The 23,054-nt window shown below is 62.7% G+C and carries 21 protein-coding genes and 1 tRNA gene; 14 read left to right on the top strand and 8 right to left on the bottom strand.

The genetic code is table 11. The features are described from left to right. Window positions 1–78 precede the first annotated feature (78 nt). Together hemW and U0S50_RS16740 are read left to right on the top strand one after the other, a co-directional pair. Window positions 79–1,224 carry a radical SAM family heme chaperone HemW gene (gene hemW / locus U0S50_RS16735; RefSeq protein WP_322309818.1) on the top strand — a complete coding sequence of 382 codons (1,146 nt, stop codon included), beginning with the start codon at window positions 79–81 and terminating at the stop codon, window positions 1,222–1,224. A 65-nt stretch (window positions 1,225–1,289) separates the two neighbouring features. Next, entirely contained in the window at window positions 1,290–2,180 is an 891-nt protein-coding gene (locus tag U0S50_RS16740; RefSeq protein ID WP_322309819.1) for a tyrosine-type recombinase/integrase, read from the top strand. A 51-nt stretch (window positions 2,181–2,231) separates the two neighbouring features. Here U0S50_RS16740 and U0S50_RS16745 read toward each other — a convergent pair whose 3' ends face one another. The 4 genes from U0S50_RS16745 to rsmI form a co-directional block, all read right to left on the bottom strand. Next, complete coding sequence (locus tag U0S50_RS16745; RefSeq protein ID WP_322309820.1) at window positions 2,232–2,843, bottom strand: DedA family protein; 612 nt, start codon at window positions 2,841–2,843, stop codon at window positions 2,232–2,234. A 117-nt stretch (window positions 2,844–2,960) separates the two neighbouring features. Continuing rightward, entirely contained in the window at window positions 2,961–3,917 is a 957-nt protein-coding gene (gshB, locus tag U0S50_RS16750) for a glutathione synthase (RefSeq protein ID WP_322309821.1), read from the bottom strand. Between the two features lie 9 nt (window positions 3,918–3,926). Beyond that, a complete protein-coding gene (locus U0S50_RS16755) occupies window positions 3,927–4,277 on the bottom strand; it encodes a YraN family protein (protein ID WP_322309822.1) in 351 nt (116 codons plus the stop codon). Then, a complete protein-coding gene (gene rsmI, locus U0S50_RS16760; protein WP_322309823.1) occupies window positions 4,274–5,134 on the bottom strand; it encodes a 16S rRNA (cytidine(1402)-2'-O)-methyltransferase in 861 nt (286 codons plus the stop codon). The genes U0S50_RS16755 and rsmI overlap by 4 nt, the downstream gene beginning before the upstream one ends. Here rsmI and U0S50_RS16765 point away from each other — a divergent pair. Together U0S50_RS16765 and infC are read left to right on the top strand one after the other, a co-directional pair. Next, the gene (locus U0S50_RS16765) at window positions 5,118–6,332 is read left to right on the top strand and encodes a penicillin-binding protein activator (RefSeq protein ID WP_416195006.1); all 1,215 of its coding nucleotides are present in this window, start codon (window positions 5,118–5,120) and stop codon (window positions 6,330–6,332) included. The two genes, rsmI and U0S50_RS16765, sit on opposite strands and share 17 nt — an antisense overlap. 169 nt (window positions 6,333–6,501) lie before the next feature. Beyond that, window positions 6,502–7,038, top strand: coding sequence for a translation initiation factor IF-3 (gene infC / locus U0S50_RS16770; protein WP_322309825.1), 537 nt, complete (start codon window positions 6,502–6,504; stop codon window positions 7,036–7,038). An 11-nt stretch (window positions 7,039–7,049) separates the two neighbouring features. On the opposite strand, the gene U0S50_RS16775 is transcribed toward infC, so the two are convergent. Next, a complete protein-coding gene (locus U0S50_RS16775; protein ID WP_322309826.1) occupies window positions 7,050–7,757 on the bottom strand; it encodes an NRDE family protein in 708 nt (235 codons plus the stop codon). A gap of 148 nt (window positions 7,758–7,905) precedes the next feature. Between U0S50_RS16775 and U0S50_RS16780 the strand changes: the two genes are divergently transcribed. Beyond that, window positions 7,906–8,343, top strand: a complete 438-nt coding sequence (locus tag U0S50_RS16780) for a hypothetical protein (RefSeq protein WP_322309827.1) — start codon at window positions 7,906–7,908, stop codon at window positions 8,341–8,343. A 46-nt stretch (window positions 8,344–8,389) separates the two neighbouring features. On the opposite strand, the gene U0S50_RS16785 is transcribed toward U0S50_RS16780, so the two are convergent. Together U0S50_RS16785 and uvrB are read right to left on the bottom strand one after the other, a co-directional pair. Further along, window positions 8,390–9,895, bottom strand: a complete 1,506-nt coding sequence (locus tag U0S50_RS16785) for a S10 family peptidase (RefSeq protein ID WP_322309828.1) — start codon at window positions 9,893–9,895, stop codon at window positions 8,390–8,392. 98 nt (window positions 9,896–9,993) lie between these two features. Beyond that, window positions 9,994–12,180, bottom strand: coding sequence for an excinuclease ABC subunit UvrB (gene uvrB / locus U0S50_RS16790; protein ID WP_322309829.1), 2,187 nt, complete (start codon window positions 12,178–12,180; stop codon window positions 9,994–9,996). Between the two features lie 85 nt (window positions 12,181–12,265). On the opposite strand from uvrB, the gene U0S50_RS16795 reads away from it, so the two are divergent. From U0S50_RS16795 to U0S50_RS16835, 9 genes are all read left to right on the top strand, one after another. After that, complete coding sequence (locus U0S50_RS16795) at window positions 12,266–12,787, top strand: DUF3617 domain-containing protein (protein WP_322309830.1); 522 nt, start codon at window positions 12,266–12,268, stop codon at window positions 12,785–12,787. A gap of 576 nt (window positions 12,788–13,363) precedes the next feature. After that, complete coding sequence (locus U0S50_RS16800) at window positions 13,364–15,121, top strand: tetratricopeptide repeat protein (protein ID WP_322309831.1); 1,758 nt, start codon at window positions 13,364–13,366, stop codon at window positions 15,119–15,121. Between the two features lie 261 nt (window positions 15,122–15,382). Then, the gene (locus tag U0S50_RS16805; protein WP_003039428.1) at window positions 15,383–15,619 is read left to right on the top strand and encodes an acyl carrier protein; all 237 of its coding nucleotides are present in this window, start codon (window positions 15,383–15,385) and stop codon (window positions 15,617–15,619) included. 180 nt (window positions 15,620–15,799) lie between these two features. Further along, a complete protein-coding gene (gene fabF / locus U0S50_RS16810) occupies window positions 15,800–17,062 on the top strand; it encodes a beta-ketoacyl-ACP synthase II (protein WP_322309832.1) in 1,263 nt (420 codons plus the stop codon). A gap of 375 nt (window positions 17,063–17,437) precedes the next feature. After that, window positions 17,438–18,358, top strand: coding sequence for an endolytic transglycosylase MltG (mltG, locus tag U0S50_RS16815; protein ID WP_416195007.1), 921 nt, complete (start codon window positions 17,438–17,440; stop codon window positions 18,356–18,358). 42 nt (window positions 18,359–18,400) lie between these two features. Then, on the top strand, window positions 18,401–19,540 hold the full coding sequence (locus U0S50_RS16820) for a hypothetical protein (protein WP_322309833.1): 1,140 nt from the start codon (window positions 18,401–18,403) through the stop codon (window positions 19,538–19,540). 3 nt (window positions 19,541–19,543) lie between these two features. Further along, window positions 19,544–20,296 carry an alpha/beta hydrolase gene (locus U0S50_RS16825; RefSeq protein ID WP_322309834.1) on the top strand — a complete coding sequence of 251 codons (753 nt, stop codon included), beginning with the start codon at window positions 19,544–19,546 and terminating at the stop codon, window positions 20,294–20,296. Between the two features lie 228 nt (window positions 20,297–20,524). Then, window positions 20,525–21,034 carry a 2'-5' RNA ligase family protein gene (locus U0S50_RS16830; RefSeq protein WP_322309835.1) on the top strand — a complete coding sequence of 170 codons (510 nt, stop codon included), beginning with the start codon at window positions 20,525–20,527 and terminating at the stop codon, window positions 21,032–21,034. Window positions 21,035–21,089: 55 nt separating this feature from the next. Continuing rightward, window positions 21,090–21,166: transfer RNA gene (locus U0S50_RS16835), tRNA-Met, on the top strand. Here the strand turns inward: U0S50_RS16835 and U0S50_RS18555 are convergent. Continuing rightward, entirely contained in the window at window positions 21,123–22,739 is a 1,617-nt protein-coding gene (locus tag U0S50_RS18555) for a recombinase family protein (protein ID WP_416195008.1), read from the bottom strand. The genes U0S50_RS16835 and U0S50_RS18555 overlap by 44 nt on opposite strands. Between the last annotated feature and the right edge of the window lie 315 nt (window positions 22,740–23,054).

Consider the following 23,054-nt stretch of genomic DNA (forward strand, 5'->3'; position numbering starts at 1 on the left):
GGCGTGCAGATGCGTCCGGTTTGGTGCGATTTACGATCGGCCCTTCGCGCGGCGCGCATTCCGGCGTAGGGCGCGTTCATGGTCGATCCGCTTGCCCTTTATGTCCATTGGCCGTTTTGCGTGTCGAAATGTCCCTATTGCGATTTCAACAGCCATGTCCGCGACCGCGTCGATCAGGCGGCGTGGCGCGCGGCGCTGCTCGCCGATTTGCGGCACGAAGCGGCGTTGCTGCCGGGACGTGGCGTTTCGTCGATCTTTTTCGGCGGTGGGACCCCCAGCCTGATGCCGTCCGATACCGTCGCGGCGGTGATTGCGGCGGCGGACGACGCCTGGGGGTTGACCGCAGATTGCGAGATCACGCTGGAGGCGAACCCCAATTCGGTCGAGGTCGCCAATTTCGCGGCGCTCGCCCGCGCCGGGGTCAATCGCGTGTCGATCGGGGTGCAAAGCTTTGATCCGTACGTCCTGAACTTTCTGGGCCGCGCGCACAGCGGCGACGAGGCACGGGCGGCGATCGCGGCGGCGCAGGCGCATTTTGCGCGCGTCAGCTTTGACCTCATCTATGCGCGTCCCGGCCAGACGCTGGCGGCGTGGGAGGCCGAACTGGCCGAAGCGCTCGCCTTTGGCACCGGCCATCTGTCGTTGTACCAGCTGACCATCGAACCCGGCACCCGCTTTGCCACGTTGGCGGCGAAGGGCGACCTCGTCATTCCCGACGGCGATGCCGCCGCGGACCTCTTCGACGCGACGCAGGCGATGACGCGCGCCGCTGGCCTGCCGCGTTATGAAGTGTCGAACCATGCCCGGCCCGGCGAGGAAAGCCGCCACAATCTGACCTATTGGCGCTATGGCGATTATGCGGGGATCGGCCCTGGCGCCCATGGACGGCGGCTTGGCCAGGCGACCGAGCGGCACAAGAAGCCCGAGAATTTCCTGTCCGCCACCGACCGCAACGGTCATGGGTTGAAGGCCGAAAGCGATCTGCCGGGACAAGAGCGCGCGACCGAGGCGATGCTGATGGGGCTGCGGCTGACCGAAGGCGTCGATCTTGCGCGCATCGAGGCACGCAGCGGACTGGTGCGCGCGGCGTTTTTCGACGCCGAAGCGGCGGTGCGGCTCGGCGCGCAGGGGCTGGTGGCGCACCAAGGCGATCGGCTGCGCGTCACCGACGACGGCATATTGCTGCTCGACTCGATCCTTTCCGAGCTGGTCAAAACTCACTAATCCTTGCGGGCCTATTTGCGTCGCGCGGGAACAGGGCGGGACGGACGGGTTTTGGAGGACGGGCTTTGGCGCACGACATCATCCGCGACTGGGACGCCCACCTGGCGCATGAAAAGCGCCGTTCGGACCATACGCGCCGCGCCTATATCGCGACCGCCGTGCGTTTCTGCGCCTTTTTATCGCTGCATCGCGGCGGGGCGGTCGATCGGCGGATGCTGACCGCGCTCGGTCCCAATGATCTGCGCGCCTATCTTGCCGACCGGCGCGGCGAAGGGCTCAGCAATGCCTCGGCGGCGCGCGAGCTGTCGGCGTTGCGCGGTTTTCTGCGCTTCGTCGGCGGGTCGGAGGCGAGCGTGCCGGCGATGCGCGGGCCGCGCGTCAAAAAGGGGTTGCCGCGTCCGGTCGCCCCCACCGAAGCGCTCGAACTCGCTCAGGATGTCGAGGACAATGCGCGCGAGGGCTGGGCGGGCGCGCGCGATTTTGCACTGCTGCTGCTGCTATATGGCGCCGGGTTGCGGATCGGTGAGGCGCTGGGACTGACCGGTGCCGCGCTGCCGCTCGGCGCCACGCTGCGTGTCACCGGCAAGCGTGGCAAGACGCGGATCGTGCCTGTTCTGCCAGCGGTGGCACAGGCTGTCGCGCGTTACGTGGCGGCTTGTCCCTATGACATCGACAAGAATGGCCCGCTGTTCGTCGGGGTGCGCGGTGGGCCGCTGGCGCCAGGGGTGGTGCGCGCCAATGTCCGCGCCGCGCGGCGTGCGCTGGGGCTTCCCGAACGCACGACGCCGCATGCGCTGCGGCACAGTTTCGCGACGCATCTGCTCGCGGGCGGTGCAGACTTGCGCAGCCTGCAGGAACTGCTCGGTCATGCCAGCCTGGCCTCGACCCAGATCTACACTGCGGTTGATGCGGCGCACCTGCTCGACATTTATCGCAGCGCCCACCCGCGGGCCTAGGCAAGGACGGAACAAGAAAGGCGGCGTCCGGCCTTGGTGGCGGCCGCCGGATCAGTCCTGCCGCGGCGCCTTGGGTTTCCACGTCACGACGCGGTACACATAAAGCAATATGATCGACCCGATCGCGATCAGTGCCACCGGGCCGATGAAGCGCTCGACCTCATGGAACTGGCGGCCGAACCACGATCCGGCACCGGCAAGAGCGGCGATCCAGATCGTCGAACCGGCGGCGGTCCACGCAAGAAACTTGACCTGGTTCATGCCGACCATCCCGGCGGGCAGCGAGATCATCGTGCGCGCGATTGGCATGAAGCGGCAGAAAAAGACGATGCCCGAGCCATAGCGAATGAACCAGTCGTGCAGTTGTTCGACCTCGTCCCAGTCAAGCGTCAGCCAGCGGCCATAGCGGTCGATCAGCGGTTTCAGCCGTTCATAACCGAACCAGCGGCCGATCCAGTACCACACCCAGTTACCGAGCGTCGTGCCGACGACGGCAAAGGCCACCAGCGTCCAATAGTCGAAGCGTCCCTGGCCGACCATGACGCCGCCCAGGCTCATGATCACTTCCGACGGGATCGGTGGGAACACATTTTCCAGGAACATCAGGATCGCGATGCCGAGATAGCCCCACGACTGAATGAGATCGAGAATGAATTCGGTCATGGATATGCTGTCCTGCGAAGAAAAACAGTCGTCATTGCAAGGAGCCGGGGCGAGGCGGCGATCCGGAAACGGCCTTACCCCGCTCTCGTCCGCTTCGCTATGCTTGCAATGACAGGGTTATGCCTGGGCGACCCGCCCTGCGATTGCGTCCCAGATCATGCCGGCGGTATCGCTGTTGTTGAAACGATCGATCGCGACGATGCCGGTGGGCGAAGTAACGTTGATTTCGGTCAGCCATTCGCCGCCGATGACATCGATGCCGACAAAGATCAGCCCGCGTGCCTTCAACGCCGGGCCCAGCGCAGCGCAGATTTCCTGCTCGCGCGGCGTGAGGTCCGCCGCTTCGGCATAACCACCGACCGCCAGGTTCGATCGGAACTCGCCTTCGCCCGGTTTGCGGTTGATCGCTCCGGCGACTTCGCCGTCGATCAGCACGATGCGCTTATCGCCCTTGCTGACGCTGGGCAGGAACTGCTGGACCATGAAGGGTTCGGGCCACACCTGGCCGAACAATTCGACCAGCGCGCCAAGGTTGGCGCCATCGGCGTCGATCCGGAACACCGCCTTGCCGCCATTGCCGTGCAGCGGCTTGACCACGATTGCGCCGTAGCGGGCCTGGAAATCTTTCACCGCATCCAGGTCGCGCGTCACCATCGTTGGCGGCATGAACTCTGGAAAGTCGAGGACGAAGACCTTTTCCGGGGCGTTGCGGACCGATACCGGGTCATTCACCACCAGCGTTTCGTCCGCGATGCGTTCGAGCAGCCAGGTTCCGGTCAGATAGCCAAGGTCAAAGGGTGGGTCCTGGCGCATCAGCACGACATCGACATCGCGCCCCAGATCGATCGTTACCGGATCACCGAAGCGATAATGATCGCCCATCTCGCGCTTTACGTCATAGACTGGATGGGCGCGGGTGGTCAGTCGTCCGCCCTCCCATGTCAGGCCGCGGACGTCATAATGATAGAGGACATAGCCGCGTTCCTGGGCCTTCAGCATCAGGTGAAAGCTGCTGTCCCCGCCGATGTTGATGCCGTCCATTGGGTCCATTTGCACGGCTGCGCGCAGGGTCATTTGCTTCTCCTAGGGTTGCCAGACGTGGACCAGATGGCGTGGCAGGCGCCCGGGCGCAAGCAGCATCGCGTCAATCCGAATGTCATCGCCCGCTCGGGCGAAGCGCGGGGCGAGCATTTCCGCCGCTGCCGCGACGCGGCGCAGCCGCCATTCGTCGACGGCAAAGTCCAGTTCTTCGGCGCGGTCGCGCCATTTCACTTCGATAAAGGCCAGGGTGCGGCCGCGCCGCGCTACAAGGTCAACCTCGCCCACCGGTACGCGCAGACGCATCCCCAATATCCGCCAGCCGCGAAGGCGCAGCCACCATGCGGCTCGCCGCTCCGCTCGCCGTCCGCGCGCTTCGGCGGCAGCGCGCGTCAAACGCTGTCCTTCAGAGTCAGCGCGCGGGCGTAAATATTGTGTCGGTCGCGCCCGAAACGCTTGGCGACTGCCTTGGCCGCTCGCGCGACCGGTTGATCGGCGAGTGCCGCGCGCAGCGCCGCATCGATCGTTTCGTCGTCGCCTTCTTCGTGGCTGTCTTCGGGCGGCGGGCCGACGATCACGACGATTTCGCCTTTCGGCGGTGCGTCAGCGTAGCGTGCGGCAAGGTCGCGAAGCGGGCCGGTCACGCATTGTTCGTAAAGCTTGGTGATCTCGCGCGCGACCGCAGCCTCGCGATTGCCCAGTCCGTCGGCGAGGGCGGTCAGCGCGGCGGCGAGCCGTGGGCCGCTTTCGTAGAAGACGAGGGTGGCGCGCAGTGCGGCGAATTCGGCGATGGTGTCGGCCCGCGCCTTGACCTTTGACGGCAGGAAGCCCGCGAACAGAAAGCGGTCGCTCGGCAGGCCCGACAGGGTGATCGCGGCGATGGCCGCGCAGGGGCCGGGCAGGGTGGTGACATGGCGGCCAGCCGCGCGCGCGTCGCGCACCAGCTTGTATCCCGGGTCGGAAATCAGCGGGGTTCCGGCGTCCGACACCAGCACGACAATTTCCTGTTCCATCCGCGCAACCAGCGCGGCGCGTGCGCGTTCGTCGCTATGGTCATGATAGGGGGTCATCGATATCCGCAAACCCAGATGCGACAGCAGCTTCGCCGTCACGCGCGTGTCTTCGGCGGCGATCACGTTGGCCTCTGCCAACACCGCCGCTGCACGCGGGCTGATGTCGCCAAGGTTGCCGATGGGCGTTGCCACGATATAGAGACCGGGCAAGGGAGATTTAATGATGGTCGAATCCGGCATGTCGCCGAAAATGGCAGAAACTTTGGTCGAGCGCCAAGCGAATGCGTCACCGCGTCGGCAATTGCTGCGCGGTTTGGGCGTATTGGCGCTGGGCGGGTTGCTGACGGCGTGTCAGGTCGTACCGAAAACTGCGGGCCCCGGTACTGCGCCGCCGCCTGAAAATCCGAACGAAACGGTTGGGCCCGGTCTGCCGACCGATACCGACCGCCACCGCGTGGCATTGCTTTTGCCTCAGACCGGCACCAACGCCGATGTCGGCACCGCGATTGCCAATGCGACCACGATGGCGCTGCTCGATACCAAGACCGAGCGGGTCCGTATCACCACCTATGACACCGCGCTTGGCGCGGCGGCGGCGGCACGACAGGCTGTGGCCGACGGCAACCGCTTGATCCTGGGGCCGCTGCTCAGCGAAGACGTCACGGCGGTTGCGCCTATCGCGCGCGCGGCAAAGGTTCCGGTGCTCAGCTTTTCTAACGACAGCAGTGTTGCCGGAAACGGCGTGTTCATCATGGGCTTCGTCCCCGGCCAGTCCGTCGAACGGGTCGTGTCCTTTGCGCGGACCAAAGGGCATATGCGGTTCGGCGCTTTGGTGCCCAAGAATGTCTATGGCGAGCGGGCGACTGCCGCTTTCCGGGCCGCGGTGAAGGATGCGGGAGGAACGCTGGTTGCAGTTGAAAATTATGACCGCAGCGCGACGGCGTTGACCGGTGCGGCCCGGCGTCTTGCCAATGCCGGGGCGATGGATGCGGTGCTGATCGCCGACAGCGGCGGCAATGCGGTGCGTGCGGTTCCGGTGATCAAGAGCGCGGGCGAGCGCCAGATTCTGGGAACCGAGCTTTGGAACACCGATGCGGCGCTTGGCGGCAATGCGGCGATGCGCGGCGCCTGGTTCGCCAGCGTTTCCGACGGTCTTTACGGGCAGTTGGCCGGCAAATACCGAACCCGGTTCGGAAAGGCGCCCTATCGCCTTGCCAGCCTGGGCTATGATTCGGTGCTGCTCACGGTACGTATCGCGCGCGACTGGAAGCCGGGCACCAGTTTTCCCGTGAACAAGCTGCTTGCGGCCGACGGTTTTGGTGGGATCGATGGCATTTTCCGGTTCAACGATCGCGGTATCGCGATCCGCGCGCTTGAGGTCAGCGAGGTCGGCGCCGGGGGGTTCCGTGTCGTCGATCCCGCTCCGGCGAAATGGTGATGCGCCGGGGCGTGGCATAGCCGCCACAGTTGCCGGAAAAGCGGTGGCTCATTTGCAACGGCGACCTTTACGGGGCGCCAATGTTCATTATATGTGCGCTGTGCGTGCTTTCCGCAGGATTGCGCGTGCCTGTCAGAGATTTTGAGGAGATACAGCTATACGCCCGCCCATGACCCGCCGCTCGATGGCGCCGATGCCGCCCAAGAATGGCCCGCGATATAATGAATTCATCGCCTCGCCGAAGGTCCGCGTGATCGACGAGGAAGGTGAGAATCTGGGCGTAATGCTGACTGCCGAAGCGATCGAACAGGCGGCCGAAGTCGGTCTGGACCTGGTCGAAGTCTCCCCCAACGCCGATCCGCCGGTGTGCAAATTCCTGGATGTGGGCAAGTTCAAATATGAAGCCCAGAAAAAGGCGAACGCCGCGCGCAAGACTCAAAAAACTCAAGAAATCAAAGAGATCAAGATGCGCCCGAACATCGATGATCATGATTTCGATGTGAAGATGAAGAAGGTCTTCGACTTTCTGGAGGATGGCGACAAGGTCAAGATGACCATGCGCTTTCGTGGCCGCGAAATGAGCCACACCCAACTCGGCCTGAACGTGCTGCAACGCGTTGCCGAAATGACCGCCGAAATCGCGAAGGTCGAGGCGCATCCGCGCACCGAAGGCCGCCAGATGCTGATGGTTCTGGCGCCGAAATAACGCGCGACGGCTCAGCCGATCCGAAGTTCGAGGGCGGTCGTTCCGGTGGAGCGGCCGCCCTTTTCGTATCGGCGTTCGGCGATTCTCGCTCGTCCTTCGGTATCGATGGTCAGCAGTGTGCTGGCGCGCGTTCCGTAAAGTTCGCCGTTCAGAAACAGGGCTGGCGGTGCGTCGGCCGCCAACGCATCGAACAGCGCGGCGATATCCATACCATCCGACACCGCCGCACTGAGTAACTGGCCGAGCAGTGCGGCGCGCGGGCAGGGTGACGTTGCCGGTTCGTTGGCCAGCGCGTGGATCCCGGGGGCAAGGGGGGAAATGCGCGGCGCCGGGCGGTTGGTGAACAGCCGCGCGCCGTCGGCGTCGGCGGTGAAAAGGTTGAAAGCATTGAAGCGGTCGAGATCGGGTTCCGCCGGATCGGCGAAGCGCCCCTCGCGGCGCAACAGATCGGTGACAAGAGCACCGCGCGATTCCTTTGTGGGATCGGGGGAAGCTCCGCGAACATTGGTGATGACAACGGAGCGTCCACTGGGCTTGTGCAGTCCCAGCCAGGTGCCGCCCGCCTGCAGGTCGCGTCCGGCGATGACCCCGCTGCCGTCATCCCACGCCCCGAGCGGCGCGGCGGCGCGGGCATAAAACTCGTCCCGATTGCCGAGCAGGATCAAAGGAAATTCGGGGTGGGCCCGCCAAGCGAGCGCGACGACGCACATGATGCGCATATTGGGGGGGCGCGGTGGATTTGCCAAGCCCACCCGCGTGGAAGCGCTTTGCGTGGCTGATCTGGTGTGTTATATGAATATGTCACATCTGCTTCGGGATGTGTATGATGAGCGTCTGTGTGTGATCTTTCTGGGGAGGGGGATGACTATGACCGATAGTGCCAAAGCGCCGACACATATGTGGATCGTCGGTATCGCTTCCTTGCTTTGGAACGCCTTTGGGGCGTTCGACTATGTGATGACCAAGCTCAACAATCCGGACTATATGGCGGCGTTTACGCCTGAGCAGCAGCAATATTTCACCAGCTTTCCTCTGTGGGCCAATATCGGCTGGGGGCTTGGCATATGGGGTGCGGTGCTGGGCTCGGTGCTGCTTTTGGCGCGCAGCCGCCATGCCGAAACCGCCTTTCTGGCCTCGCTGGTTGGGCTGGCGCTTAGTTCAGCCTATCAGTTCGGCCTGCATTATGCCGATCTGATGCGGATGTTCGGAATATTCCCGCTGGCCTTCACCGTAGTGATCTGGGCGATCGGTATCGCGCTCTATCTCTATGCGCGGCGGCAGGTTGCGGCCGGGGTGCTCCGCTGAACGCTGAAGCAAGCCCCGGCTGACGAGAGGATCGGCAAAGCCCGAGTCAGCGCTCGCGGATGAAGGCGCGCACGTCGTCGGACAGCTTTCGCCGGTCCTCATCGCGAATATACATCATATGGCCCGCGTCATAATAGGTATAGGTGATGCGGTCCTGCGGAATGCCGGTGCGCGACAGTGCATATTCGGCCGCGAAAAAGGGTGTCGCAAAATCATACCAGCCCTGTGCAACCAGAACTTTCAGTCCAGAATTTTCGCGCAGCGCCTGCCCGATATAGGGGGCGACATTCAGATAGGCGTTGGTGTCGCGCCCGCCGATCCGCCAGTCCCATTGCCCGCCGATCCGGCCGATCGACTGATATTCGCGGTCGGTCTTGAACCCCAGCGTCTCCCGGCTCCACGCATTGATCGCGGCGGTGTAGCCCGCGTCGATGCCATAAAAGCTGGGGTCGTTGTCAGGACTTTCGCCGGCATTGTCGTAGTCGCGGCCGGTATAGCGACTATCGAGCCGCCCGACGGTCAGGCCGCGGTCGCGGAGCAATTCCTTGTAGAAGCGCGCCGGGGTGACGCGCAGATCCGCCTGTTCAAGATAGGTTTCGGAAAGACCCGTGAAGCGCGCGAGCTCGCGGCGGATCGCGGCGCGTTCCTCGCCCGGCAACTTCTGTCCTTTGAGCAGCGCGGTCGCATAGGGGCCGATCGCCCATTGCCGTGCCTCCTCGGCAAAAGCCTCGACCGACGGCGCGCTCGCCTTGCCGTGATAGAGGGCGGTGACCGCCATTGAGGGCAGGTTGGTGATATAGCTGAGTTCATTGCCCGGCGTATCGGCGCCCGCCGCAAAGTCGAGCACGGTCGAAATCAGGATGATGCCGTTGAGCGCGACGTCGTTGAAGGTCGCGTTCATCAACTGGTTGGCGACCGCCGCCGACCGCGTCGTGCCATAGCTTTCGCCGCCCAGATATTTGGGGCTGTTCCAGCGGCCATTGTCGTTGAGCCAGCGGCGGATGACTTCGGCGACTGCCTTCGCATCCTGCGTCACCCCATAATAATCCTTGGGGTCGGCCTTGCCGATCAGATGCGAAAAGCCGGTGCCCGGCGGGTCGATGAAGACGATGTCGGTAACGTCGAGCAGGGCATCGGGATTGTCGACGATCGGATAAGGAGGAGCACCATCGTCGCGGGCGTCGCTGGGGATGGCGACGCGCTTGGGGCCAAAGGCACCCATCATCAGCCACACCGTGCCTGACCCCGGGCCGCCGTTGAACAGGAAGGTGACGGGGCGACCGGGATCGCGCGGTTCCTTGACATAGGAGGTGGTGACGACGGCGGCCTCGGGCACCCCATCCTTGTTCTTTAGGATCGTTTCGCCGATCGTCGCGGTATAGTTGACCCGCTGGCCGCCGAAGGTGCCGGAAAGCTTGGACGTGCGAACCTGTGGCTCATAATCGGCGGACTTTTCGGCCTTCGCCTTGTCATCGGGTTTGTCCTGCGCATGGAGGATCGCAGGCGCGGCGACCGCAAGCGCCAGGGCGATAATAGATGGGCCCGATTTCATATTATTACTCCCCGGTTTGATGCGTGAAAGCTAAGCTGAGACGGCGGGGCGAGCAAGGCTACTCGTCGGTATGAGACAGGCTTTTGTCGAAGTGCGGCTTAGCGCCCCCACTTCGTCTTGCTCTGCTTCCCGAACCGCCCCTTGCGCGTCCCCGGCTTGCCCTCGTTGCTGCGCCCGACGCGCGGGGCGACCTGTTCGTCAGCGGGCAGGCCAAGTTCGTCGGCCTCTAGGCGGCGGATTTCGTCGCGGAGACGGCCGGCTTCCTCAAATTCCAGATCGGCGGCGGCGTCGCGCATCCGCTTTTCAAGGTCGGCGATATAGGCGCGCAGATTGTGGCCAACCATGTGGTCAGGCTTGTCCTCACCCAGATCGACGGTCACGCCGTCCTTTGACGCGACATGGGCGATGATGTCGCCGATGTTGCGCTTGATCGTCTGAGGCGTGATGCCATGTTCTTCATTATAGGCCTGCTGTTTGGCGCGGCGGCGGTCGGTTTCGCGTAGCGCGCGCTCCATGCTGCCGGTGACGCGGTCGGCATAGAGGATGACGCGGCCATCGACATTGCGCGCGGCGCGCCCGATCGTCTGGACCAGCGACGTTTCGCTGCGTAAAAAACCTTCCTTGTCGGCGTCGAGGATCGCCACGAGCCCGCATTCGGGAATGTCGAGCCCTTCACGCAAGAGGTTGATCCCGACAAGCACGTCGAACACGCCGAGGCGCAGGTCGCGGATGATCTCGATGCGCTCCAGCGTCTCGACGTCGCTGTGCATATAGCGGACCTTGAGTCCCGCCTCATGGAGGAACTCGGTCAGATCCTCGGCCATCCGCTTGGTGAGCGTGGTGACGAGGGTGCGGTATCCTGCCGCTGCGGTCTTTTTCGCTTCGGCGATTAGGTCGTCGACTTGCTCCTCGACCGGCTTGATCTCGACCGGCGGGTCGATCAGTCCGGTGGGGCGGATCACCTGTTCGGCGAACACGCCCTGGGTGCGGTTCATCTCCCACGTCCCCGGGGTTGCGGACACGCTGACCGTCTGCGGCCGCATCGCGTCCCATTCGGCAAAGCGCAGCGGGCGATTGTCGATGCACGAGGGCAGGCGAAAGCCATATTCGGCGAGCGTGATCTTGCGGCGATGGTCGCCCTTGGACATCGCGCCGATCTGCGGGATCGTCTGATGGCTTTCATCGACGAAGAGCAGGGCGTTGTCGGGCAGATATTCGAACAGGGTTGGCGGGGGCTCGCCGGGCAGGCGCCCGGTGAGGAAGCGACTGTAATTTTCGATCCCGGCGCAGCTGCCGGTCGCGGCGATCATTTCGAGGTCGAAATGGGTGCGCTGTTCGAGCCGCTGCGCCTCGAGCAGGCGCCCTTCGGTCTCCAGTTCCTTCAGCCGCTCGGCAAGCTCGTGGCGGATCGCCTCGGTCGCCTGCTTCAATGTCGGGCCGGGGGTGACATAGTGGCTGTTGGCGTAGATGCGGACGCTGTTCAGGCTCGCGATCTTCTTGCCGGTCAGCGGGTCGAACTCGGTGATATCCTCGATTTCGTCGCCGAAGAAGCTGACGCGCCAGGCCATATCCTCATAGTGCGAAGGAAAGATTTCCAGGCTGTCGCCGCGGACGCGGAAATTGCCGCGGGAGAAGGCGGCGTCATTGCGCTTGTATTGGAGCGCGACGAGCTTTCGGATGATCTCGCGATTGTCCGCGACCTGACCCTTTTTGAGGTCGAAGATCATCGCCGAATAGGTTTCGACCGAGCCGATGCCGTAGAGGCACGAGACCGAGGCGACGATGATGACGTCGTCACGTTCGAGCAGCGCGCGCGTCGCTGAATGGCGCATCCGGTCGATCGCCTCGTTTACGCTCGATTCCTTTTCGATATAGGTATCGGAACGCGGAACATAGGCTTCGGGCTGGTAATAGTCGTAATAGCTGACGAAATATTCGACCGCATTGCCCGGAAAAAAGCTCTTGAACTCGCCGTAAAGCTGCGCCGCGAGAATCTTGTTGGGGGCGAGGATCAGCGCGGGGCGCTGTAGCGCCTCGATCACCTTCGCCATCGTGAAGGTCTTGCCCGAGCCCGTGACGCCGAGCAGCACCTGATCGCGTTCGCCATCCTTGGCCGTTTCGACCAGTTCGCGGATCGCTGTCGGTTGATCGCCGGCGGGTTGATAGTCGCTGACCAGCTCGAACGCCTTGCCGCCTTCGACCTTGTCGGGGCGTGTGGGGCGGTGGGGGACATAATCGGCACTGGTGTCGATTTCGTCGAGCGAGGTGCGAATCTGGATTGCCATTGCGGTCAATATGGTATCGATGCGGCGGGTCCACAATCGCTATGAGTCAAACGACCAGGCCGGAAAATTGAACAGGAGAATTGGTATGAAGAAATTTGTGGCGATTGCGGCGATCGGTGCCCTCGTTGCCGTGGCTGGGTGCAGCAAGACCGAGAATGCTGGCGGCACGACCAAGCGCGAGGCGGGAAATTGGAAGACCGACGTGAAGCTGGTGAAGTTCGAGGTCCCCGGTATGCCGGAGGAAATGAAGGCTGGCATGACCCAGATGATGGAAGGCGCCAGCGGCATGGACCAGTGCTTCACGCAGGAACAGGTCGACAAGGAAGATATCGCCGCTGAACTGGCCAAGGGGCCGGGCAATGGCGGTGAATGCACCTGGTCCAAAAAGGACGTCAGCGGCGGCAAGGTCGATATTGCGGGCACCTGTACCGCCAACGGCCAGACGGTCGACATGGCGATCGCGGGAACCCTGGAAGCCAAGAAAAGCGACGTGACGATCACCACCAAGGGCAAGGTGCCGACCGGTGGCGACATGGAAATGGTCATGCAGATGACCAGCACGCATACCGGTCCCTGCAAGGAAGCGGCTGCACCGGCCAAAAGCTGAGCGCGCATCGAGCGCCGTCAGGGCTGAAAAACAGGAGAGGCGTCGGAGCGATCCGGCGCCTCTTTTCTGTGGGGCCGCGCCGCCCACGGCGTGCGGAAGGCTGCAAAGCGCCTGCGTCCTTTTGTCATGCGGTTTAAGGGGGAGGGGCGGACTTGCCGGACAAGCGACAGGTGGGGCTGTCATCCTGTCCGGCGAAGTCACTGTTCATGAAGTCGGCGGGGTATCCAGCGGCGCCAGGGACCAGCTCGCGCCCTTGGCCCACCGACTTCAATCCGTCTTGCCGGACTCGAAGTCCGGGGCAGACCGCGGCGCTGTGGGGGGACACCGCGACCGTCAGATAGTCTCAACATCGACCCGCTTTTAGCAGTAACAAGGGGTCACGTAGCGGGGTGTTGCCATTTGGTGACAAGTTGTTAACCTTTGATCGGCGCTTTCTGCCGAAGTTTTGAGGTGTTGCGTTTTTCTGATATGGGGTAAGGGCAGTCCGTAACCGTTACGAGCAAGTAACAAAGGCTGGCTGCGCTTCGTGATTGACGTATCTACGGCACTGCCCGTACGGGGCGATTGAGGCGCAGCATGGACGACGCGAAAGCGAACGAAAAACTGGAAAATGGCGAGGTCGAACGGATCATCGCAAAGGAGCTGGACCAGCTTCTTGCGTCCCCGATGTTCGTCCGTTCTCCTGTCTTGTCGCGCCTGTTGCAATTCCTGGTCGAACATCGTCTGCAGGGTGGGCGCGCGGCGCCCAAGGCCTATGCGATCGCGACCGAAGCGCTGGGGCGCAGCGCTGATTTCGACCCGGCGGTCGACAGCTATCCCAGGGTGATGGTCGGGCGGCTCCGGAGCCTGCTCGACCGCTATTATGGCGACACCGCCTGGGTACATCGCCTGCGCGTGCCGCAGGGTAGTTATGAAGTGGTGGTACAGTATCGCACGCCGCCGCCAGCACGGTCGACCGCGCCGCCGGTCGATGATGCGGGCCAAGCCGCTGCCGAAGTCGCGCCGCCCGCCACGCTGATGGGGAATCCGGCACGCGAAGCGTCCTGGCCCGTTCGTCGTCTGCTTTTCTGGGTCGTCGCGATTGCGCTGGTTGGCGCCGCTCTCTTCGTGAGCTGGCGCCAGATGGCGGGGCCTGGCGGCCTGTTCGCGACGGCGCCTCAGCCGTTGCCGGTGGTCGAGGTCAGCCCACCGGCCGCCGGTGAAAGTCCGATTTCGCGGGCGCTGGCGCGGGCGCTGGACGGAAAGCTGCGCGACGGCCTGCGCCGTTTCGACCTGATCGATCTGATGAGTGCGAGGGCCGGCGATGCCACCGTGCCAGCGGCGCGCGCCGATTATCGAATCGACGTGTCGCTGGTGCGGACGACCGATGGGCCGGCCGATGTGACCATCATGCTCAATCGCCTGGCCGACCAGCGGACCATCTGGTCGCAGCAATTGCGCCTGACAGAGGAGCAGCTTCCGGAATTCGACGGCCTCGAACCTGTCATTGCGCAGGTCGCTGGCGACTATGGCGTGATCGTGCGCGACCAGGTCCAGCGTCAGCCTGACAATTTTGCTTCGGGCTATCCCTGTCTCGCGCAGTTTCATCGGATGCGCCAGATGCGCGATTCCCGGTCGGCACGCCGCGTCGAGGCCTGTTTGCGCGACACGGTCGAGGCCCAGCCGCTCGACACGGTGGCACTGTCTGCGCTGTCGTGGGTGCGTTTCGGGCAATGGCAAGCGCAGCGCGATACGCCCGAAGGCAAGGCGATTTTCGCAGAAGCGCGCGACCTAGCGCAGCGGGCTTATCGCAGCGGCCCCGGCGTGCCCATTGGGCTTTTCGCGGTGGCGCGTTCGCATTTTTACAGCGGCAATTGTGCTGCGGGCAATGCGATGGGCGAAGCGGCGGTTCGCCTCAACAGCTATGATCCCGACATGGCAGGCTTTCTGGGCCTGTACAAAGTAGTGTGCGGCGACGAGGAGGCGGGCGAAAAACTGCTGCGCCAGTCGCTCTATCTCGATTCCGCTTATCCTGGGGTGCCGGCGGTGACGCTGGCCTTTCTGATGTCGCAGCGCGGCGAGCAGGAGCAGGCGCTGGCGATCCTCAACGAGATGCCGTCGCCCAGCAATGTCGAGCCGCAATATATGATGGTACGCGCGATCGTCGTCGCGCGGCAGGGGCACCTCGCCGAAGGGCGCCGGCTGTGGGAGCGCGTACTGGACCATACCGGCCAACCGGCGAACGCGTCGCCCGAAGCGGTTCTGCGCCATTTCATGATCACGCCCGCCGTTATCGACCGGTCGGTTGAGGCGCTGCGTGAATCCGGCGTCGTGGCCGGCAAGGGTTCTGCCTGATCGCGCCAGAGTTGCTGGCGCTGCCTGGCGAAGGAACCTTCACCCTCGTCCCTTGAAGCGGGCCTTGAAGCGGACGGTGCGTGCGCCTATCTCGCGCGCAGGGTGCCAGGTGGGGCAGAAAGGGCGGCACCGGGCACGAAGCGGAGCGGGGACGCATGGCAGTATGGCATTCGATTGCGATGCCAGGCCTCTTGCCAGCCTCGCCGCCGCGCTTTAGGGCAAACCCCAACATTCACGACATAGTCAGCAAAGGAACTGTGCATGAGCGATTCGGCCGAAAAGGTTAAGAAGATCGTTGTCGAACATCTGGGCGTCGAAGCCGATAAGGTCACCGAGGAAGCAAGCTTCATCGACGATCTGGGCGCCGACAGCCTCGACATCGTCGAACTGGTGATGGCGTTCGAAGAAGAATTCGGTGTCGAAATCCCTGACGATGCGGCGGAAAAGATCGCGACCGTCAAGGATGCGATCGACTATATCGAAGCGAACAAGGGCTAAAGTGGCCCTGTCCGGCGCAGCCGGACGCGGCGGCGACGCCGCCCACGCGTTTCCGGCTTCCCGGTCCAGCAATCTTGCGCTGCGACCGGGAAGCTTTTTTTATGGGCGGGCGCTGTTCGGATCGCGCCGATAGATTGATTTGCGGGCCCCGCCGAAAACGGGACGACGAAAGGAATGATTATGCGTCGGGTTGTGGTGACGGGTTTGGGTTTGGTGACGCCGCTGGGCGGAGACGTCGAGACGAGCTGGGCCAATCTGATTGCCGGGAAATCCGGCGCGGGGACGATCACCCGCTTCGACGCATCGGACCAGAAATGCACCATCGCCTGCGAAGTGAAGCCCGCCGACCATGAATATGGCTTCGACCCGATGAAGCGTGTCGACCACAAGGTTCAGCGACAGGTCGACCCCTTCATCGTCTATGGCATCGATGCCGCCGGACAGGCGCTCGAGGACGCAGGGCTCACCGAGATGAGCGACGAACAAAAGCTGCGCGCCGGTTGCTCGATCGGCTCGGGTATCGGCGGTCTGCCGGGTATCGAGAGCGAAAGCCTGCTGCTCGCCGAAAAAGGGCCGGGCCGCGTCAGTCCGCACTTCGTCCATGGCCGCCTGATCAATCTCATTTCGGGCCAGGTTAGCATCAAATATGGCCTGATGGGTCCCAACCATGCGGTCGTTACCGCCTGTTCGACTGGTGCGCACTCGATCGGTGACGCGGCACGCATGATCAAGGACGACGACGCTGACATCATGCTGGCGGGCGGCGCTGAGTCGACGATCTGCCCCATCGGCATCGCTGGCTTTGCGCAGGCGCGGGCGCTGAACATGAGCAGCAACGACGCCCCTGAAAAGGCAAGCCGCCCCTATGACAAGGACCGCGACGGCTTTGTGATGGGCGAGGGCGCCGGGGTCGTGGTGCTCGAGGAATATGAACATGCCAAGGCACGCGGCGCCAAAATCTATGCCGAGGTCGTCGGTTATGGCCTGTCGGGCGACGCTTATCACGTCACGGCCCCCCATCCCGAAGGTTTCGGTGCCTATCGCTCGATGGAAATGGCGCTGAAAAAGGCAGGAATGACCCCGGGCGATATCGATTATATCAACGCCCACGGCACCTCGACCATGGCCGACACGATCGAGCTTGGCGCCGTCAAGCGCCTGTTCGGCGATGCGATCGGCACCGTCTCGATGAGTTCGACCAAATCGGCGATCGGCCATTTGCTCGGTGGTGCCGGGGCGGTCGAGGCGATTTTCTGTATCCTTGCGATCCGCGATCAGATCGTCCCACCGACGCTGAACCTTGATAATCCGGATGAGGGCACCGACGGTGTCGATCTGGTCCCGCACAATGCCAAAAAGCGACCGGTAAAGGCGGCGCTCAACAACAGTTTCGGTTTTGGTGGCACCAACGCCAGCCTGATCGTCAAGGCGATCGAGGACTGATCTTTCCGATTGGCTCTGTCCCTTTGCGGTCGCGATCGTGGCTGTGGGGGGAGGACTCCCTGAGGCGGCGAGTTCGGCGGGATGGCCGGAGGATATCCGCCGCCGGGGGCTTTGACTTTCGCCATAATAGCGGCAGAGGTTTGCCCCCTTTCCAAGGCCTTGGGTTGCAGCGGGAAGCCGGTGGGCGCTGTAAAACTTCTTCCCTATGTCCGGCAGTCATGCTCTATCTTCAATTGGCTGCGCATCCCGTCCGAGCTTAAGACAATAAGGGCCACAAGAACGAACCGCGCGTGCCGGGCTTTTGTGGCTTTACGGCCTTCGCCAGAGTCTGGGGCTAGGGTTCAACAGGAGAATCTGGTGCATCGATTCCGCTGGCTGACGATTGCGATCTTTGCCATCTTGCTGTCTGCCTGTTCGCCCGGCGCGCCGCGCGATACCGTCGTCGTCATTCCGCCCGGTGCCAGCATCGCAAAGGCGGGCGAGATATTGGAACAGGCGGATACGGTCTCGGCTTCCTCCTTTGTCAATCATGCGCGCTTCTTTGGCAGCGATGATCCGATCAAGCCCGGCGAGTATGAGATTGAAAAGGGGATGGATGCGGGGGATATCCTTGCCCTTCTGCAATCGGGAAAGACCGTCCAGCGCTTTGTTATGATTCCCGAAGGCATGCCATCGATCATGGTGTGGGAACGGCTGATGGCCGAAGAACGACTGAAAGGCGAAGTCCCGATCCCGGCGGAGGGTAGCGTACTGCCCGACACCTATGCCTTCACCACCGGCGAAAGCCGGGCGGCGGTATTGAAACGCATGCAGGCGGCTATGGACAAGGCCTTTGTCGAGCTGTGGAAAAAGCGCAGCCCGCGTACAGCGGTAAAGGATCGCAACGAAGCGATGACGCTGGCCTCGATCGTCGAAAAGGAAACCGCGGTGGCGTCCGAACGACGCACCGTTGCCGGCGTTTATACCAACCGGCTCGCCGTTGGTATGAAACTGCAGGCCGACCCGACCATCATCTATCCGATCACCAAAGGAAAGCCGCTTGGCCGCCGTATCTTGCGGTCCGAAATCCAGGCTGTGAATGGTTATAATACCTATTCGATGGTCGGCCTGCCCAAGGGGCCGATCGCCAACCCGGGCAAGGCGTCGATTGCCGCCGTGCTTGACCCGGAAGCCACCGACTATCTTTTCTTCGTCGCGAAAGGCGACGGCAGCCACCTGTTCGCGCGCACGCTCAGCGAACATAATGACAATGTCCAGAAATGGTATGCGCTCCGCCGCGAGCGGGGAGAGATGTAACAGCTGGGAAGGCGGGAGCCGCACGAGCAAGGGAGAGGTAATATGCGTGGTTTTTCAATTGCAGCTATCGTGGCCGTCGGACTTGCCGCCTGCATGGCGAACGATGGTGGCGCTGCCGACATCGGGTCATCCGATGTCCTTCTGGAAGAAGGGCCCAATCTTGGCACGCCCCGCGCGACGCATCGACTGGTCGCGGCGGGGAAAGGGCAGTTGCTGGCTATCGGGGGCTGTGTGCGGTCGGGGTGCGATGCAGGGCCCGAAAGCGCAACGGTCGATATCATCGACGCTTCCTCTATGAAGCTGGCTGGCACCGGCACCTTGCTTGCGCGGCGCATCGGCCCGGAGGCCGTGACATTGTCCGACGGGCGCGTGCTGATCATCGGCGGCTGGATCGACGGCCGTCCATCCGCGACGACCGAGATATTCGATCCGGCGATGCGGCGGTCGGTTGCGGGCCCGGCGTTGAGTGCGCCCCGTGCCAACCCTGTCGCAGTGGCGATGGCCGATGGACGCATCCTGATTGCCGGCGGCTATGACGGCCGCGACACGCGCGCGGATGCGGAGATTTTCGATCCCGGGACAGGGCGCTTTTTGCCGACGGGGGCGCTGACCGGCGCGCGTAGCGGTGCCACCGGTACATTGCTCGCCGATGGCCGCATCCTAATCGTCGGCGGCGGCCGCGCCGAACGACGTCCGCGTATTGCACTGGCAAGTGCCGATATTTTTGACCCGGCAACCGGGCGCTTCATCTCCGCCGGTTCGATGGAGCAGCGGCGCTATAAGCATGGCGCCGTTCGGCTCGACAACGGCGATGTCCTGATCATCGGCGGGTCCGACGAGCGTGACTATGGCGGCAAGCTGACATCGGTCGAGCGCTTCGATTCTGCCAGCGGTCGTTTTGCGCCGGCCGGCAATCTGGCCGATGCTCGTTTCAAGTTGGGGGACACTTTGTTGGTGCTGCCCGGAAACCGCATCCTGGTGGCAGCCGGCGGGACTGCGCCCGAGATTTTCGATGTCGCCAGGGGACAGGGCGCGCGCCTCGACTATGATCTTGGCGGCGATTGGAATTACATGATGTTGGCGCGTGTCGATGACCGTACTGCGCTGCTCGCGGGCGGGTATCGCGAGGGTGAGATCGAACCGACCGACCGGAGCTGGATCGTCCGCCTGCCGAAGGTTTAGCCCATGGCGGTGGCAAAACTGTTCCTGCACGGGGTTCCGGACAGTCCGGCGATCTGGCGGCCGTTGCTCGAACAGCTCGAGCTGGGGGATGGGGCCCTTGCGGTTCCTGCGCTTCCGGGTTTTGTCGATGCTCTGCCGATCCGTTTTGCCGCCACCAAGGACGTCTATGCCGATTGGGCGGTCGGGCAGGCGGAGGCCCTGGTCGACCGTCACGGGCCGATCGATATCGTTGGTCATGACTGGGGCGCCCTGATTGCTCAGCGCGTGGCGATGCTGCGCCCCGAGCTGATCCGCAGCTGGGCCGTCTCCAACGCGGTGATCGACCCAGACTATCGCGGCCATCGCATCGCTCGCATCTGGAATACCCCCATATTGGGGGAGCTTTTTATGGCACTTAGTCGGCCCGGCAAGATCGCCGCAGGATTGGCGGCGCAGGGCGTGCCTGCCGACATCGCGCACGAAGAAGCTGCGCAATGGGCCAGCAAGGACAAGCGGCGCGCTATCCTCAAACTCTATCGCTCGGCTAGGGGGCTTCGTTTCGATCAGGACTGGGCGCGCGATATCGCGGTGCCGTCGCGGCCCGGGGCACTGATCTGGGGTGCCAATGATCCCTATGTCGACCTGTCGGTGGCGGAGCGCTATTCAGCGCGAACAGGCACGCCGCTTACTGTTATTGGTGGTGCAGGGCATTGGGCGATTGCAGAGCGGCCACGGGAGGTGGCATTGGCCTTGAAGAAATTTTGGAACGGTCTGTAATCCAGTGATTTTTACTTATCGAAACTGACGATATTTCTGAACGATTTAATCGATTGGTCTTTGCGCATGATGTGCGCCAAAGGCGCGGCCACCGAGAAAGGGCGTCCCATGGACGATGGCATTCCCCCCTCCCGCCCGCCACGTCCTTCCCATCTCGCGTTCAGTGGCCCGGGCCTCCCCCCTCCCGTCCGGCCTGCTGGTGCCGCGCCCATCGTCATCACTGGAGCGATGGGTGCGGCCGACCAGCGCTTTTTCGACGCGCTGCGCCGGGCTCATTTTCCACCGGAACGCAATCACCTGGCTTCCCACATCACGCTGTTCCATCAATTGCCACCGTCGGCACTGGGCGAACTGGACAGGCTTTGTCGCGCGATCGGAGCAGAGACCCCGCCGCCGGCGGCGCGTGTCACGGGGGTCTATTCGCTCGGCCGCGGCGTCGCCTTCACGGTCGAGAGTGCCGAACTGATCGCGATACGCGCACGGATCGCAGAGCATTTTCATGGGTTGCTGGGTGTGCAGGACCGTGCGACTCCGCGGCTGCATATTACCGTGCAGAACCATATTACCGTGCAGAACAAGGTCGATGCGGCAACGGCGCAGGCTCTGCTCGTCGATCTTGACGGGAATTTCCGTCCGCGCCCGCTCGTGATTACCGGACTTGCGGCGCATCATTATCGCGGCGGGCCCTGGGAACTGGCGTTCGAACGCAAATTTCGCGTGATGCGCAGAGGATATTGACCGGGGCCGACGCGATGCCTATAGGCGCTGCTCGCCCAGCGCGGCGACCCTTTGGGGCGGAGTAGCTCAGCCGGTTAGAGCAGCGGAATCATAATCCGCGTGTCGGGGGTTCGAGTCCCTCCTCCGCTACCATCGTAACGCATGCTCCCTTTCCGTCCGTGCGCCGCGTGAAAGCATCGAGTTTGCCGTCTACTTTCAGGTAAAAGCCTTCAGGGGCATCGGGAGCGTAGACGATTGTCACACGCTGAAGCGCCATGCGGATCATTTCAGCAGCCGGCTCGCTGCCGTTGAGTTGGCTGGCATTCAGCAACTCCCGGACGTTGACGATGGCATTGGCCATGGCTTGGATCGCCGTGGGATGGAGGGCAACATTGCCGTCATCAGGTTCGCTCCGTGACAATTCAGTTTCGAGCTCAGCCTTTTGAGCAATCAGCGCATCAACCTTATCTCCCCAGATCGACGGGCTTCCGACGCCTTTCGCCACATATTCGACCAGACGCCCAACTTCGGTGTCGATAGTGCTGATGCGTTCCTCAATGGATGAGCGCAGCCGCCCCCGGTCGGCGTTCAAGCGACGGCGTTCGTTTTCATATTCCTTGAAATACTCGACAATCAGGTCCGGTTCGTCCAGATGGTAAGCAAGGCTGTCGAGAACGAGTGCCTCCACTTTTTCCAGATAATAGGTCCGGGGTGCGGGGCAGGAGCCGCTGTTGCTATGAGCCGAACAACGAAGTCGGACCCGGCCGCTCTTGTCTTTGCCGCCCGTTGACATCCCTGCACCGCATGCTCCGCAAGCCAGAAGTCCCGACAACAGGCGTTTGGGTCGACGCATCGACTCAGGACGGTTGCGCTTGTTGGCTTGCAGACGAGCCTGCGCTCGGCCCCAAACTTCATTGTCGACCAGTCGAAGGCTTGGGATTTCGGAGGTTTGCCACTTATCTGGAGGATTGGCTCGGGATACGCGCCTGCCGGTGGAGGGGTCTTTCACCATCCTGACCTTGTTCCACGACCGCTTTCCAATGTAGATAGTGTTCCGAAGAATGCCGGCACCCCGATTTTCAAGGCCGTTCAGGGCAGACGGTGACCATCGCTTGCCACGCGGTGGGCTGACACCATCCCGGTTCAGATCGTGACAGATAAGTTTCGGCGATTTACCGTTCGAGTATTCGTCGAATATGCGCCGCACAATCGCAGCTTCCTGCTCAATGATGATCAAGTGACCCGTGTTGATCGGGTCCGAAGCGTAGCCATACACTTTGCCCCCAGCTGAAAGCCCGTCACGGACTAGCCCAGACATGCCACGGCGGATTTTATGCACGTTGTCTTCGCGCTGCATCTGGCCAACCAGGCCGCGAAGGCCAACGGTGAGCGTGTTAGCTTCGCCTTCGTGGACCCCGATGAGCCGCACATTAGCAAACTGCAGGAGTTTGTGGATGGACGCCATGTCTCCCATGTCACGTGAAAGCCGGTCAAGCGCCTCGACGATCACGATGTCAAAGCGACCTTTAGCACATTGCTCCAGCAGCTCCTGCAGATCCACGCGACCGTGGATTGACGCACCAGATTTTGCCCTGTCCTGAAATATGCCGGTGACAGTGTAGCCGTTTCGCGCAGCAAATTGTGTGCAGAGGTCAACCTGATCTTCGGCCGATTTCTCGTTCTGAAGGTCGGTACTGAACCGTGCATAGATAGCAGCGCGAAGCATCTTCAGTCCTTATTTTGCAAATGATTTTTGCGAGCGTTCGCCCGTGCAAGTTCCCGGATTAGGGCGATCTGAAAATTGCGGCTCAGCTTTCCGGTTGGTGCTGAATTTTTAGGGCAATAATGGGGGGTGTCGGATTTCATCGACCGAGCCAAATACACAGATATTCGGGCCGATCGATAAGAGCCTATTGGCCTGCTGCCGGTTTGGTGGACACCGAGATAAGTTCATTCAGGCTACCCCAGCTTCACGTTCGAAGTCGATAGGACTGAGGTAACCCAAGGTCGAGTGACGCCGGGTCGGGTTGTAGAAGCATTC

The organism is Sphingopyxis sp., assembly GCF_034380315.1.
Classification (GTDB): domain Bacteria; phylum Pseudomonadota; class Alphaproteobacteria; order Sphingomonadales; family Sphingomonadaceae; genus Sphingopyxis.